Below are 14,879 nucleotides of genomic sequence, written 5' to 3' on the forward strand. Positions count from 1 at the left end.
TGGTGGCCCCCCCGCCCCCGGGCGCCGGCGCGGGGGGGGGGGGGGGGGGGGGGGGGGGGGGGGGGGGGCCGGCCCCCCCCCCCCCCCCCCCCCCGCCGTTGCGCGTCAGACCGGCACACCCGCCTTGACCACGTGCCTGAGGTGCTTCTCCGGGCGGGTCAGCACGGTGAGGTCGGCGAGCGGGTCGCCGTCCACGACGAGCAGGTCGGCGTGGGCTCCGGGGGCCAGGGTGCCGATCTCCCCCGCCATTCCGAGCAAGCGGGCGGCCGTGGTGGTCGCCGAGCGCAGCACGTCCGCGGCCGGCTGCACCTGGGCGCGCAGCGTGAACTCCTCGAGCTGGGCGGGGTGCAGCGGTCCCAGCAGGTCGCTGCCGTAGACCAGGTTGACGCCCGCGCGGTGGGCGCGCTCGAGGGCGGCCAGACCCTGGTCCCGGACCTCGGCGAGCTTGCCGACGGAGGCCGGCGGCAGGCCCGAGGCGGCGCCGAGCCTGGCGGTCCGCTCGTAGGCGACCAGGGTGGGCACCAGGAAGGCGTCCTTCTCCAGCAGCAGGTCGACGGTCGAGTCGTCCAGCAGGTTGCCGTGCTCGACGCACCGCACGCCGGCCCGCAGGGCCCGGTCGATCGCGCGCGGGTGGTAGGCGTGCACGGTCACGTAGCGGTTGTGGTTCTCCGCCTCCTCGACCGCAGCCCGGATCTCCTCCTCGCTGTACTGGACGGCGGCGATCTCGTCGTGCGGGGAGGCGACGCCGCCGGAGAGCAGCACCTTGAGGTGCTTGGCGCCCTTGCGGAACTCGTCCCGGGCGGCGGCGCGCACGGCGTCCACGCCGTCGGCGATCCGGCCGAAGTCGGGGCGGGCCTGGCAGCAGGGCACCGAGTCGCTGCCGAGCGGGCGCAGGTCGCCGTGGCCGCCGGTCTGGGAGAGCGCCTTGCCGCCGTGCAGCAGGCGGGGCCCGAGCGCCAGGCCCTCGGTGAGGGCGCGGGCCATGCCGTGGTCGGCGCCGCCGACGTCGCGGACGGTGGTGAAGCCGCGGCGCAGCATCCGCTCGGCCTCGGCCAGCGCGCGGACGGTCGCGTAGCCGGGGCTCCAGTCGGCGACGTCGCGCAGGTCGAGCGAGGTGACCAGCAGGTGCACGTGGGCGTCGATCAGGCCGGGCAGCACGGTGGCGCCGGCGGCGTCGATGATCCGGGCGTCCTCGGGGGCGGCGGGCGGGCGTCCGGTGCCGGTGGCGGTGATCCGGCCGTCGGCGGCCTCCAGCCAGCCGCGGTCGGTGCGGGTGCCGTCCTCGGGGTGGAGCAGGTGGGCGCCGGTGATCAGCAGGCGGTTCGGTCGGCTCATGGTGGTCGTCCCCTCCGGTTTCAGTACGGGCCGTATTGAATACGACCTGTACTGAATACACCATGTATCGTTCTCCCGTGAACCCGCCCCCGGCCGAAGCCGCCACCCCCCGACCGCCCCGCCGCCGCGCCCACACCCGGGCCCGGCTGATCGCCGCGGCGAGCGAGCTGTTCCTCACCGTCGGCTTCGCCCGCACGAGCATCGAGGACGTCTGCGCCGCGGCCGGCTACACCCGCGGCGCCTTCTACTCGAACTTCAGCGGCAAGGAGGACCTGCTGCTGGCCCTCTTCGACGACCAGGCGGCCGCGCGGATCGCCGAACTGGAGGAACTGGCGGCCGCCTGCGAGGCGTTGGCGCCGCAGGAGCGGGCCCGGCGGCTGGTGGACGCCCTGCTGCGGGTCGAGCCCGCCGAGACCGGCTGGATCCTGCTGTTCCTGGAGTTCAGGCTGGTCGCCGCCCGGTCGGAGGCGCTGGCCGAGCAGGTCGCCGCGCACGACCGGGCGGTCGCGCGGGCCCTGGCGGACGTCCTGCTGCGGACGCTGCCCGGGCTGGTGCCCGCGGGCGCCGGCGCCGAACAGGCGGCGGCGGTGATCCTCGCGGCCCGCGAGGGGCTGCTGGCGCGGACGGCGGCCGGCGGGGCGGCGGCCGGGGAGCTGCTGGCCGCGACGGGGGCGGTGCTGTCGGGCTTGCTGGGGAGTTGACGGAACGCCGGAGGGGCGGCGCCCGTACGGTACGGGTGCCGCCCCTCCGGGCTCGCCCGCGCGCTAGACGATCAGGCTCAGGGGCAGGATCAGGGCGATCGCGACGACCGAGATCACCGTCTCCATCACCGACCAGGACTTCAGCGTCTGCCCGACGCTCATCCCGAAGTACTCCTTCACCAGCCAGAAGCCCGCGTCGTTGACGTGCGAGAAGAACAGCGAACCGGCGCCCACCGCGAGCACCAGCAGGGCCGAGTGGGTCGAGGACATGTTCGCCGCGAGCGGGGAGACGATGCCGGCCGCGGTGATGGTGGCGACCGTCGCCGAGCCGGTGGCCAGCCGGATCAGCACCGCGATCAGCCAGCCCAGCAGCAGCGCCGAGATGTGCCACTGGGCGGACCAGTGCTTCACCATGTCCCCGACGCCGACGTCGATCAGCGTCTGCTTGAAGCCACCGCCCGCGCCGACGATGAAGACGATGCCCGCGATCGGGCCCAGCGCCTTGCCGACGGTGTCGGAGATCCGCGCCTTGTCGAAGCCGGCCGCCCTGCCGAGAGTCAGCATGCCGAGCAGGGTGGCGGCGAGCAGGGCGATCAGCGGGGAGCCGACGAAGTCGAGGATCCGCTGGACCATCGCCTTCGGGTCGTCGACCACGACGTCCGCGAGGGCCTTGCCGAGCATCAGCACCACGGGCAGCAGGATGGTCGCCAGGACCGCGCCGAAGGACGGCGTGCGCTCGCGCTCGACCGGCTCCTCGGGCGTGACGGCGGTCGGGATCTCCAGCGGACCCACCCACCGCTCGGCCACCCGGGAGAACAGCGGACCGGCGATGACCAGGGTCGGGACGGCGATCAGCAGGCCGAGCGCCAGGGTGATGCCGAGGTCGGCCTTCAGCGCGTCGATGGCGACCAGCGGGCCCGGGTGCGGCGGGACCAGGCCGTGCAGGACCGACAGGCCGGCCAGCGCCGGGATGCCGACCCGCATCAGCGGCACGTTGCCGCGGCGGGCGACCAGCAGCACGATCGGGATCAGCAGGACGACGCCGACCTCGAAGAACAGCGGCAGGCCGAGCAGGGCGGCGATCAGCGCCATCGCCCACGGCAGCGCCCGGGGGCCGGTCCGGGACAGCACGGTGTCCGCGATGATGTTGGCGCCACCGGAGTCGGCCAGCAGTTTGCCGAGCATCGCACCCAGGCCGATCAGCAGGCCGACGCTGGTGACGGTGGCCCCGAAGCCGGTGGAGAAGCTGTTCAGCAGCTTGTCGAAGGGGGCGCCGGCGACGACGGCCAGCAGCCCGGAGCCGAGCGTGAGGGCGAGGAAGGGGTGCAGCTTCAGCTTGGTGATCAACAGGATGATCGCACCGATGCTGAGCAGTACCGCGACCAGCAGCTGGGTGTTGCTGCCGGTGTGCGGCAGGGCCGGCGGGGCGGCCGCCAGGAGGGTGGGGACGGTGCTCATGCGCCCGCCTCGCTTCGCGCGGCCGGGGCGTGCGCCCGTACGCGTCTTCTGATGGCTCGCTCGCTTCGCTCGCTCACGTGAGGTCTCCATTGACGGGCCGCAGCAGCGCCACGGCCTTCTCGACGAGTTCTTCGGGGGACGGGCCCACGTCCAGGACGGCGCCGCGCTCGTCCGCGCCCAGGGGTTCCAGGGCGGCGTACTGGGAGCCGAGCAGCGACACCGGCATGAAGTGGTCGGTGCGGTGGGCGAGCCGGTCCTCGACCAGCTCGTGACCGCCGCTGAGGTGCAGGAAGAAGGCCTCCGGGGCGTCCGCGCGCAGGATGTCGCGGTAGCCGTGCTTCAGCGCCGAGCAGGTGACCACGCCGCCGGTGCCGGCCGCGGTGCGCTCCTCGAGCCAGGCACCGATGGCGCGCAGCCAGGGTTCGCGGTCCCGGTCGTCCAGCGGGATACCGGCGGACATCTTGGCGATGTTGGCCGGCGGATGGAAGTCGTCCGCCTCGGCGAAGGGGAGACCGAGGCGGTCGGCCAGGAGGCGGGCCAGGGTCGTCTTGCCGACGCCGGAGACGCCCATCACCACGACGGCGGGGGGTGCGACCGGGTGGTCGTGGTTCTCGACGCTGAGAGCCATGGGTGGTGCTCCTTCGTTGCAGGCCGCCACTATCGCTTCAAAGATATGACGTATTCAAGAGGTGGAAACCAAATCGTCATACTTTTACTCCCCGGCCCGCCGGGACCGCAGGCCGGGGTCGGGTCGCGGCCGCTCGGCGTCTACCCTGAGCGGATGGAGATCCAGGGGCTGCCCGGTCGGGTGCTTGACGAACTCGGGCCGGCGATCGCGTCCGGGGAGATCCCCGAGGGCGCGGTGCTGCGCGGGGAGGATCTCGAAGAGCGGTTCGGTGTCTCCCGGACGGTGGTCCGGGAGGCGGTGCGGGTCCTGGAGGGGATGCGGCTGGTGGCCTCCCGGCGACGGGTCGGGATCACCGTGCAGCCGAAGTCGCTCTGGGACGTCTTCGACCCGATGGTGATCCGGTGGCGGCTGGCCGGATCCGACCGCCCGGCCCAGCTGCGCTCGCTCGGCTCGCTGCGGGTGGCCGTCGAGCCCGCTGCGGCCGCGCTCGCCGCCGTCCACGCGACCGACGACGATCGGCGCGAACTCAGCGCACTGGCCGTGGAGTTGACCGTCTCCGCACGGGCGGCGGACCTCACCACCTTCCTCGGACACGACATCGCCTTCCACTCGCTGGTGCTGCGCGCCTCCGGCAACGAGATGTTCGCCCACCTCGGGGACACCGTGGGGGCAGTGCTCACCGGGCGGACGGAGTACCATCTGATGCCCCATCAGCCGGAGCCGTACGCGATCCGGTTGCACCGCGAGGTCGCGGACGCGATCTGCTCGGGCGACGCCGCCCACGCCGAGTCGGCGATGCGGACGATCGTGACGGGCGCGCTGGAGGAGCTCGACCAGCAGCTGGGCTGACCCGCCGGCCACTCCTGTCCGGATGAGACGGTTTGCGGGCAGTTCGGTGGGTTCGGACGCATACTCGCGGACCGGTGGGGCAGAGTGAACCGTTGGGGCGCACGCCGCGCGCGCCCGTCCCGTGCCCGCCGCCGGATCCGCGCCTGGGGGTCGCTCGATGTCCGTGCCACGCCGCCGTCGCCGCCTTCCCGACGAGGTGCGCGCCGCCGCCGTCCGGGCGGTGCTCTCGCTCGCCTTCACACTGGTCGGCGTGGTCGTCGCGACGCTGGCCTCGTACGCGGGCAGTGGGATGCTGGTGCCGGCGCTGATGGCCATGGGCCTCGGGGTGTTCGGGACCATGTGGTGCCTGCTGGAGATCCTGATCTCCCGCCAGATCGCCGCGCAGCGGGCCCGGGTGCCGGGCTCCGCCCACCCGACGACGGGCGGTCGGCCGCCCTCGGAACCCCTGGCGGCCCGGCCGTTCCCCCGGGCCGACGGCTCGGTCTACCAGCAGCCGCACCAGTCGCACCGGCCGGCGTACCAGCCGCCCCAGCCACGACCGCGGATACCGGCCCCGCGGCCCTGACACCGGAGGCCGGGGACCGGGGACCGGGAGCCGGGTGAGGACGGGCTCTAGGCCGGGACGGCCCGGTAGTGGGTGGTGATCCGGCCGGATCCGTCCAGGACGTGGAAGGCGAGCATCGGCGGGTGGTCGAAGGAGATGCCGGAGCCGCCCTCGCAGGGCAGCGTGACGGTGGACACCACGCCGGGCGCGACCAGCAGCGGCAGGCCGGCGAAGGTGGTCGCGGCGGCCGTGTGGGAGTGGCCGCACAGGAGGGCGGCCACCCGGGGGTGGCGCCGCAGCACCCCGGCGAGGTCCGCCTCGCCGAACTGGCGGATCCCGTCGACCATCGGCAGGTGCAGTTCCGCCGGCGGGTGGTGGAAGGCGATCAGGGCCGGCAGGTCGGCCCGTCCGGCGGCGAGGCGGGTGTCCAGCCAGTCCAGCGTCCCCCCGTCCAGCAGGCCGTCGTCCTGCCCGGGGACGGACGAGTCGAGCATCAGGACGTCGGCGCCGGGGAACTGGTGGAGCCGGTTGATCGGGCCCTCCTCGCCCGGTGCCCCGCCGAGCAGCACCTGCCGGTAGGGCTCCCGGGCGTCGTGGTTGCCGGGGCAGGTGAGCACCGGGTGCCGGGAGGCCAGCACCTCGGCCACCTGCTCGTACTCGGCGGCCAGGCCGTGGTCGGCGAGGTCGCCGGTCACCAGCACCGCGTCCAGTGGGCCGGGCAGGGCGTCGAGGTACGCCATCACCTGCTCGGCCCGCCGCCGGGCCCGCTCGCCGCGGTCCCGGCGGTGGTCCTGGCCGAGGTGGATGTCACTCAGGTGCGCGATCGTCAGCATGCCGATCACGCTAGTGAGTTCACGCCTGCGTGGGAACCTCCGCCGGGCGCTTGAACATCCTTGTGGCAGTGATCTCACCGTGGATGGTCGGGCCGTCCGGGTCCTGCTGGGCCGGCAGTCCGGGGCGCAGGTGCTCCTCCACCGAGATGTACTTGAGCCCGGCCCGCAGGTCGGCGTCGTTGCGCAGGCGGATCACCAGCGGGAACTCGGCGAGCGCGGTGGTGTCGAACAGGCCGGTGGTGTAGATGAGCTGGACGCCGAGCGCGTCGGCCACCGCGCGCTGGAGCTCCAGCAGGTAGGTGGCGTTGGCGCGGCCGATCGGGTTGTCCAGGAACAGCGTGCCGGCGTGCCGCAGCTGCGACTGGCCCCGGTCGTTGGCGCGGAGCGCGGCCATCGTGCAGTAGAGCGCGATGGCCGCGGTGAGCAGCTGGCCGCCGGAGAACACGTCGGACATCTGGCCGACGCCGACCCGCTCGGCGCGCAGCACCGCGTCCGGCTTGAGGATCTCGACGCTGACGCCCTTGGGGCCGATCGCGGCGGCGACGCCGCGCAGCAGCAGGGACATGCCGTCGCGGCGCAGGTCGCTGTTCTTCTTGACGGCGGCCCGGGTGGCCTCGTCGATGACCTCGCCGAGGCGCTCGACCAGGGTGGCGTGGTCGGGGTCCTCGAAGCGGATCCGCAGGAACTCCTGGCCGGACCACTCCCCCAGGCCCTCGGGCAGCCGGGAGAGCCGCTGGGCGGCGCGCAGGGTGGTGAGCGAGGACTCGACCAGGCCGCGCAGCCGGTCCACGATCGAGCCGCGGTTGCGCTCCAGCTGGGCGAGTTCGTCGGTGAGCACCCGCAGCCGGGGGGCGAAGGCGGCGGCCCAGGCGGCGGCGTGCTCGGGCAGCGCGGAGGCGGGCAGTTCGCGGATCTGCTGGCGGGCCGGGGTGCGGACGGCCTCGTAGCGGGCGGCGTTGGCGTGCCGGACGAGCGCGTCGGAGGCGTCGCGGACGGCGAGTTCGGCGGAGGACAGCTCACCGACGGCGGTGCGCAGGCTGCGGCGGGCCTCGGTGCAGGCGTTCCGCGCCTCGGCGAGGGAGCCGAGGTACGGCTCGGCGGGCTCGTCCGGGTCGTCCTGGTGGTCGCGCAGGCCGTCGCGCAGCTGACCGGCCAGCTCGTCGAAGCCGGCGGCGGCGGACTGGGCGGCGTCGAAGGTGCGCTGGAGGTCGGCGTGGACGGTACGGGCGGCGTCCACGGCCTCGCGGCACTCGGCCAGGCGGCTGGTCGCGGCGCGCAGCAGGGTCTGGGCGTGCTCGGGGTCGGTGGGGACGAGCTCCTCGGGCAGCTCCGTGTGCGCCTCGCCGTCGGCCGGGGCAGAGCGCTCCACCTCGCCGCGGAGCCGGCCGAGCTGCTCGCTGGCGGCGGCGGAACGGGCCTCGATGGTGGCGACCAGCTCCTCGGCGCGGGCGGCGGCGGCCTGGCGGGCGGGGCCGTCGGCGCCGTCGGGGCTGCCGAGGAGTTCCTCGGCCCGGGTGCGGACCTTGTTGGTGAGGCGGTCGAGCTCGGCCGCGGCGGCGGCCTCGTCGCCCTCGGCGCGGGCCTGTTCGGCGCGCAGGTCCGCGCCGACGCCGACCTTCTCGTACAGCTGGGAGGCGGCCCGGTAGGCCTCGCGCAGGGCGGGCAGGGAGACCGGGGCGGTCGGCCCGACGGGTTCGTCGGTCTGCTCGGCGGCGGAGATCTCGGCGCGCTCGGCGCGCAGGGCGCGGGCGGTGCGGCGGGCGTCGTCGGCGGCGCGCTGGGCGGCGCGGCGGTCCTCGTCGCAGGTGCGGGCGCGTTCGGCGCAGACGGCCTGGCGGCGGTCGCACTCGGCGGCGTCCTCGGCCAGCTCGCGCTGTCGGCGGCTCCAGTTGGCGCGTTCGCGCAGGCGGAAGGCGAGGCCGGAGAGGGCGTCGGCGCGGCGGCGGGCGCGCTGGGCGGCCTCGCGGTGCTCCTCGTGGGCGGCGGCGGCGGTGGCGTGGTCCGTCTCGGCCTCGTCGTGCTCGGCGCGCAGGGTGGCCAGGGCGGCGGCGGCCTGTTCGGCGTGCTCGCGGGCGGCCTCGGCGGCGGCGGCGAGTTCGGCGAGCGTGCCGGGCGGGCAGCTGGCGTGCCAGGAGGCGAGGCGGGCGGCGAGGGCACGGTCGGCGCCGAGGCGGCCGGCGAGTTCGCGGATGTGCTCCTCGCGGGCGCCGGCCCGGGCGCGCAGTTCGCGCCGCTCGCCGTCGGCGGCGGACTCGTCGTGCATGGCCGGGTTCGGCGGCACCAGGAAGAAGGCGGGCTCGTCGGTGATCGGGGCGACCAGCGAGGCGGCGGCACCGACGGCGACCGTGGAGCGGGGCAGCAGCGCGGCTGCCTGGAGGGTCTCGCGGGCCCGCTCCAGCGAGGCCGGGTCGGTGACGACCACGCCGTCGACCAGTTCGGGGCGGGCGGCGAGGATCGCCTCGTGGTCCGCCGGGTCCACGGACTGGGCCAGGTAGCGCCAGCCGGGCAGGGCGGGGATGCCGTGCTCGGCCAGGTACTCGACGGTGGCCAGCACGTCGGGGCCGGGCGGCAGCAGACCGCCGTCGCCGAGGGCGGCGAGGATGCGGGCGTCGTCGGCGGCGGCGGTGCGCAGGTCGAACAGGGTGCGCTCGGCGGTGGCGATGGCCTCGTCGAGGAGTTCGCGCAGGTACTCGGCGTTGCGGTCGAGGACGGCGGGGGTGAGGAAGCCGGCGTCCTCCTCGGCGCCCGACCCGTCCTCGCTCCAGTCCGTGGGTGCGGGGGTCAGGGAGAGCAGGTCGGCGAGCCGCTGCTCGGTGGCGAGCAGCGCGGCGGTGCGCTGTTCGGCGGCCAGGGCCCGGGCGGCTGCCTTGCGGGCGTCGCCGGCCCGCTCGGCGGCGAGTTCGGCGCGCGAGGTGGCGGCGGCGGCCTCGCGCAGCCGGGCGGCGGAGGCCTCGGCGGCGGCGCGCGCCTGGGCGAGGGCCGCGGCGGCGGCCTTCTCGACGTCGGCGGCGTGCAGGGCGGCGCGGGCCGGGTCGACGTCGCCGTCGGCGTCGATGAAGCCGGCCTCGACGGCGGCGGCGGTCTCCTGCTCGACCTCGGCGAGGCGCTGGCGCAGGTGTTCGGCCTCGCTGCGGGCCTTCTGGGCGGCGGTGGCGGCCTCGGTGGCCTCGGACTGCGCCTTGGCGCCGTCCTCCTGGAGTTCGCCGGCGCGTTGCTCCTCGGTGTCGGCGCGGGACTCGGCGGCCGCGGCGGCGGCCTCCAGGGCGCGGGCGAGGGCGGTGGCGGCGGCGGCCCGGGCGGCGAGCGCGGGGGCGGCGTCCAGCTCGGCCTCGCGGATGGCGGCGGCGACCCTGGCCACCCGGTCCGCGGCGGCGCGTTGGCGCAGCACGGCCTCGGCGGCCTGCCAGGCGGAGTGCAGGGTGCGGGCGTCGATGAGTTCGCGGCGCAGTGCGGCGGCCTCGGCGGTCGCCGCGGCGAGGCTCAGGGTGGCGTGCCGGTGGGCGAGTTCGTCGGCGATCAGGCCGTGCCGGGTGCGGTCGGCCTCGGCGGCGGTGACGGCGCTCGCGGCGGCGGCCACCTCGATGGCGAGGTCCTGGGCGCGGTCGCGTTCGGCGGCGGCGCGGGAGGTGAGGGCGTGGGCGAGCCGGCGGGTGCGGCGCTCGGCGGTGCGGTGGGCCTCGCGGACGGTCTCGCGGGCGGCGGTGGCCTCGACGATGCGCTCGAGCAGGTCGAGCGAGCCGGCGGTGAAGTCGCGTTCGGCGGTGAGTTCGGCGCGCCGGCCGAGCTTGGCGGCGAAGCCGTGCACCAGGTCGGCGAGGCCGTCGGTGTCCCGGGTGTCGGTGACGGCGCGCAGCAGCAGGTCGGTGAAGTCGCTGTCGTGCTTGACCGCGAACAGGCCGGCCGCCTCACCCTCGTCGGCGTTCATCTCGCGCTGGTAGCGGAAGAGTTCGGGATCGAGGCCGAGCTCGCCGAGGTGCTCCGTCCAGCGGTCGTGGCCGTCCTCGAAGACCAGGTCGAGGTAGGGGTGGGCCTTGCCGGCCTCGGTGAGGGCGTCGCGGAAGCCCTTCATGGTGCGGCGGCGGCCGCGGGCCTTCTGGTCGCCGGCCAGGCTGACCCGTTCGGCGACCGGCAGCGAGTCGAGGGTGAGCCCGGGCCCGGGGCGGAAGGAGTACCAGGTCTCGGCGAACTTGCGGGGGTCGGAGGAGATCTGCCGGCCGCGCCACTCGCTGACCTTGCCGACGACGATCAGCTCGCCGGTGACGGTGTGCTGCCACTCCAGGGCGACGTGGCCGCAGTCGTCGGCGAGCAGAAACTTGCGCAGCACGCCGGAGCTGGCGCCGCCGAGGGTGTTGCGGTGACCGGGCAGCATCACCGAGAAGATCAGCTTGAGCAGGACGGACTTGCCGCCGCCGTTCTCCAGGAAGAGCACGCCGGCCGGGGCCGGGCGGCGGATCGGGCCGTCGGTGTCCTCGCCGAACAGCCCGATCTGCTGCGGGGCGGGGTCGGCGACGGGCTCGCCGACGCCGCGCAGGTCGAGCACCGTGTCGGCGTATCGGGCGCCGGCCGGTCCGATCGAGTAGAGGCGGACCCGGTTGAGCTCGTACATGTGCGGCGGTTCTCCGTGCGGTCTGTGGGAGTGTCGGAACGGTCAGAGCGAGTGGAACGGCAGGCCGGCGTCGGCGACCAGCTCGTCGGTGGTGTCCGGCGGCAGCAGGCTGGCGGTGCCGTCGGAGACCGGGACGATGCCGAGGTCGAGCAGTTCGGCCATGGCCGCGCTGCCGGCCAGGTCGCGGACCTGGAGCTGGTAGCGGGCGGTGGTGCGGTAGGTGCCGCCGGAGTCGTCGGAGACCTTCTGCAGGAAGCCGGAGTCGACCAGGAACATGACGGCCTTGGCGACGATGCCGATGGTGGAGCCGGAGAGGCGGCGGGCGTCCTTGGTGGCGCCGGTGGCGGTGCGCCGGGCCCAGACCCGCCAGGCGGCCTCCAGGCCGGGGGCGTCGGAGGCCGGGTCGGTGTTGGCGCCCTCGGCGTCGGCCTGTTCCTCGAGGCGGCGGCAGGCCTGGCGGACGAAGGAGTCGACGCCGTTGACGGTGATCCGGCCGAGGTAGCCGTCGTCGGCGAGGTCCTCGGGGCGGGGGAAGGCCATCGCGGCGACGGCGAGGTGGGCCAGGCCGTGCAGGAAGCGGTCGGTGGTCTCGGAGGCGGCGCGGCGCGAGTAGTCGCCCATCCGGACGGCGAACAGCGAGTCCTCGGCGGCGGCGACGGCCATGCCGGCGCGCGGCGAGACCTCCAGGACGACCAGGCCCATGCCGGTGGCGATGGCGTCGGCGAGGCGGGCGAACGGCGGGTCCTCGCGGTGGCGGCGGACGAGTTCGGCGTACTCGGCGTCGCGGGCGGGGAGCAGCTTGGCCTGGAGGCCGAAGGAGACCAGCCGGGCGGCGTCGGCGACGTCGGCCGGGGTGATCGGCGCGGGGGCCGCGGGTTCGGTCTCGGGCGCCCAGGACGTGTCGTGGGGGGTCGTCACGGGCGGTGCTCCTCGGGGCTGCTGCTGTCGGGGGTGCTCTGGCGGTGCGTCAACGTCGGTGCCTGGGAGGTCGGTTGCGGGGGTCGGTGCCTGGGGTGCCGGGGACGCCCGGGGTGGGCGGTGCCGTCGGCGGTCCGGCTGGTCAGCCGGCGTCCTTGCGGTCGGCGGCCATGCCGGCCGCGTCGAGCAGGGCGCTGCCGACGATGAGGTCGGCGCCGCCGAACTCCGGGTCGCGCAGCGGGGTGCCGTCGTCCACCGCGAACAGCAGCCGCTCCTCTCCCTGGCGGTAGGCGGTGCCGACCGGCGGGCTGGCCGCGTGCACGGCGAGGAGTGCGACCAGGTAGGGGAGTTCGGGGTCCCGCCGACGGGCGTCGGCGAGCAGGCCGGAGAGCCGGCGGGGGGCGTCCGGGGGCAGGTCGAGCAGCTCCAGGGCGGATTCCAGCTGGGCTTCGGAGAAGCGGCTGTCGTCCGGGGTGGCGACCAGGTCCGGGTCGGGCAGTTCGGCGCCGAGGTGTTCGCGTTCGACCGGCGGGGTGAGCAGCAGGTCGACCAGGTCGGTGACCCGGACGGCGACGGGCGTGCGCAGGCCGGCGCCGCGGGCGAAGAAGGCGTCGGTGGGGCGGACGGCCTGCTCTATCGGCAGCCTCAGCACGGGGGCGAGCAGCTGCCCGTACAGGTCGATGCCGCTGCGGGCGCCGGGGGCGGCGAAGGCCTGGCGGTCCTGCTCGGCGCGGAACAGCGGGCCGGCCTCCAGCAGGCGGGTCTGCAGCTGGGTGTGGCGGCGGATGCAGTCCTTGACGATGTCGACCAGCTCGGCGGCGCGGCGCTTGTGCTCCGGATCCTCGGCCTCGTCGCGGGCCTTGCGGATGTTGGTGAGAATCGCGTTCTCGTGCCGGTAGCGGTCGGCGATGTGGTCCAGCGCCTCGTCGATGAGGTCGGGGATCGCCCGCATCCAGTCGACCGCGCGGACGTTGCGGCGGGTGGCGTCGAGTGCGCGGCGCAGCGTCTCGGCGTACTGGACGGTGCGGTAGCGGGCCTGCTCGGCGGCGAGTTGGGCGTCGGCCAGGCGGCCGCGGCGGATCAGCACCTCGAGCTTGACCTCGGCGGCGATCTGGGCCGAGGTGACGTCGGTGTCCAGCGCGCCGACCAGGACGTTGACGGCCTCGTCGGTGGTGCGCAGGTAGACGCCACCGTCGGGGCCGGGGACCTCCTCGATCAGCTTGAAGTCGTAGTCGCGCCGGACGTACGTGCCGTCCGCGCCGAAGGTGCCGTAGACGGCGCGGAAGCCGCGGTCCACGCTGCCGACGTTGATCAGCGACTCCAGCACCCAGCGGGCGACCCGCTCGTGCTCGGCGGAGTGGCGGGTCGGCGCCTGGGCGGCGACCCGGGGCAGCAGCCGGGCGAGCACCGTGTCGCGGTCGGCCCCGGTGTCGAAGTCCATGTTGAGGGTGACCAGGTCGATCGCGGCGAGGCCGACCTCGGCCATCGCGTAGCCGCCGTACTCGCCGGCCAGGTTCACCTTGCGGTTGTCCAGGTCGTGCAGCGGGGCGGTGCAGGCCAGCGCCTTGAGCCGGCGGGCCAGGCCCTCGTCGGCGGCGGGGCCGGGCGCGGGCCGCACGGAGGCGGCGGGCGGCCGAAGGCCGTGCTCGGGCGGGTCAGCGATGGCGGTCACGGTGGACAAGATTAGAGGTTCGCACCGACATCGACCGAAACGGACCTTACCGGTGGGCGCAGCGGCAGGTGGGAAACGGGTGCGCGGGCGATTCCGGAACGGCGGTCCGAAGGAATTCCGCCATTCCCGAACCGGCATTCGACAAAACCGTGAGGGCGGCGCGCCGGTTCGGTGACGATGGACCCATGATCACCCGACTGGCCAAGGCGGGCCTCGCCGCCGCGCTGTCCGTGACCGTCCTCAGCACCGGAGCCGCCGTCGCCACGGCCGCGCCGGTCATCGCCACGGCCGCGCCGGCCACCGCACCCGCCCCCTCAGCGCAGCACGTGACGGTCTCCCAGGCCGGCAACTACCCGGTCTTCGCCCACGACTCCACCAACATGGGGGTGACCTGGACCTCGGCGGGCACCGCCGACCTCACCGGCCCGACCCACCTCACGGTCGACCTCCCGCCCGGGGTCACCACGAGCGGGGCGCTGTTCTACAACACCCCGTACGACTACACCTTCACCGAGACCGTCTCGCCGGACGGCCGGCACCTGGAGGCGGTGTTCACCGCCACCCGCACGCCGGGCAGCAGCAACTTCATGAAGGTCTACCTGGCGACCAACGGGACGGCGCCCGCGACCGGGCCGATCACGGTGACGGTCGGCAACCCGAACGACACCGACCCGACCGGCCACGTGTCGACCTACCTCCTCGGCACCGGCCCGCAGCCCCCGACCGTCCAGGGCGCGCCGGCCGTGGCCGCCCTGGGCACCACCACCGGACCGGGCGCGGGCGGCACCGCGCTGACCGTGCGCGGCACCGACCTGGCCCACGGCATGGTGCTGGTCGGCGGTGTCCCGGCGGCGGGCAGCTGCACCGACACCGCCTGCACGGTGACGACATCGGGCGGCTCCGGCAGTGCGCCGGTCAGCGTGGTGACCCCGGGCGGCACGGCCACGGCGCCGGCCGCCTTCGACTACACCGGCGCCCCGCCGCCGGCGCCGGCCGCACCGGTGGTCAGCGCCCTGACGGCCGCCGGCGGGCCGGTCGCGGGCGGGACGAGGGTGTACGTCCAGGGCAGCAACCTGACGTACGGGACGGTGGCGTTCGGCGGGGTTCCGGCCGCGCACGTCTCGTGCGGGCCGTCCTTCTGCACCGCGTACGCGCCCGCGGCCGCCCAGCCGGGGCCGGTCGGCGTCACCGTCACCACGGCGGGCGGCACCAGCGCGCCGGTGACGTACACGTACACGGCCTAGACGAGTAGTTCCGAAGTCGGCTGGGTTTGCCGGTTCTGCTCCGGGCATGCAGGGAGGGTGTCCAGCATTCGGGTTGTGACGACCGAAGAGC

Annotated in this window: 11 protein-coding genes; 4 read left to right on the forward strand and 7 right to left on the reverse strand. The window is 75.1% G+C overall.

Annotated features, from left to right (window positions below; translation table 11 throughout):
* Positions 1 to 105: 105 nt before the first annotated feature.
* The gene (locus tag ACGF07_RS34755) at positions 106 to 1,335 is read right to left on the reverse strand and encodes an amidohydrolase family protein (RefSeq protein ID WP_392905536.1); all 1,230 of its coding nucleotides are present in this window, start codon (positions 1,333 to 1,335) and stop codon (positions 106 to 108) included.
* Positions 1,336 to 1,412: 77 nt separating this feature from the next.
* On the opposite strand from ACGF07_RS34755, the gene ACGF07_RS34760 reads away from it, so the two are divergent.
* Positions 1,413 to 2,036 (forward strand): TetR/AcrR family transcriptional regulator, encoded by a 624-nt coding sequence (locus ACGF07_RS34760; protein WP_392905538.1) that lies wholly within the window; start codon positions 1,413 to 1,415, stop codon positions 2,034 to 2,036.
* 63 nt (positions 2,037 to 2,099) lie between these two features.
* Here the strand turns inward: ACGF07_RS34760 and ACGF07_RS34765 are convergent, their stop codons facing one another.
* Both ACGF07_RS34765 and ACGF07_RS34770 read right to left on the reverse strand, forming a co-directional pair.
* Complete coding sequence (locus tag ACGF07_RS34765) at positions 2,100 to 3,494, reverse strand: GntP family permease (protein ID WP_392905541.1); 1,395 nt, start codon at positions 3,492 to 3,494, stop codon at positions 2,100 to 2,102.
* A 73-nt stretch (positions 3,495 to 3,567) separates the two neighbouring features.
* Positions 3,568 to 4,122: a gluconokinase gene (locus ACGF07_RS34770; RefSeq protein WP_350750042.1), complete on the reverse strand. Its 555-nt coding sequence runs from the start codon at positions 4,120 to 4,122 to the stop codon at positions 3,568 to 3,570.
* A gap of 153 nt (positions 4,123 to 4,275) precedes the next feature.
* Between ACGF07_RS34770 and ACGF07_RS34775 the strand changes: the two genes are divergently transcribed.
* Together ACGF07_RS34775 and ACGF07_RS34780 are read left to right on the forward strand one after the other, a co-directional pair.
* Positions 4,276 to 4,971, forward strand: coding sequence for an FCD domain-containing protein (locus ACGF07_RS34775; RefSeq protein ID WP_350750039.1), 696 nt, complete (start codon positions 4,276 to 4,278; stop codon positions 4,969 to 4,971).
* Between the two features lie 157 nt (positions 4,972 to 5,128).
* Complete coding sequence (locus tag ACGF07_RS34780) at positions 5,129 to 5,536, forward strand: hypothetical protein (protein WP_392905544.1); 408 nt, start codon at positions 5,129 to 5,131, stop codon at positions 5,534 to 5,536.
* Positions 5,537 to 5,583: 47 nt separating this feature from the next.
* On the opposite strand, the gene ACGF07_RS34785 is transcribed toward ACGF07_RS34780, so the two are convergent.
* From ACGF07_RS34785 to ACGF07_RS34800, 4 genes are all read right to left on the reverse strand, one after another.
* Entirely contained in the window at positions 5,584 to 6,348 is a 765-nt protein-coding gene (locus tag ACGF07_RS34785; RefSeq protein WP_392905547.1) for a metallophosphoesterase, read from the reverse strand.
* A 19-nt stretch (positions 6,349 to 6,367) separates the two neighbouring features.
* On the reverse strand, positions 6,368 to 10,954 hold the full coding sequence (locus ACGF07_RS34790) for a hypothetical protein (RefSeq protein ID WP_392905550.1): 4,587 nt from the start codon (positions 10,952 to 10,954) through the stop codon (positions 6,368 to 6,370).
* A gap of 42 nt (positions 10,955 to 10,996) precedes the next feature.
* Positions 10,997 to 11,872, reverse strand: a complete 876-nt coding sequence (locus ACGF07_RS34795) for a hypothetical protein (protein WP_392905552.1) — start codon at positions 11,870 to 11,872, stop codon at positions 10,997 to 10,999.
* A gap of 142 nt (positions 11,873 to 12,014) precedes the next feature.
* A complete protein-coding gene (locus tag ACGF07_RS34800) occupies positions 12,015 to 13,544 on the reverse strand; it encodes a hypothetical protein (RefSeq protein ID WP_392905554.1) in 1,530 nt (509 codons plus the stop codon).
* Positions 13,545 to 13,729: 185 nt separating this feature from the next.
* On the opposite strand from ACGF07_RS34800, the gene ACGF07_RS34805 reads away from it, so the two are divergent.
* Entirely contained in the window at positions 13,730 to 14,788 is a 1,059-nt protein-coding gene (locus ACGF07_RS34805; RefSeq protein WP_392905557.1) for an IPT/TIG domain-containing protein, read from the forward strand.
* Positions 14,789 to 14,879: the final 91 nt, after the last annotated feature.

Origin of the sequence: Kitasatospora sp. NPDC048194 (assembly GCF_043202455.1) — a bacterium.
Classification (GTDB): domain Bacteria; phylum Actinomycetota; class Actinomycetes; order Streptomycetales; family Streptomycetaceae; genus Kitasatospora.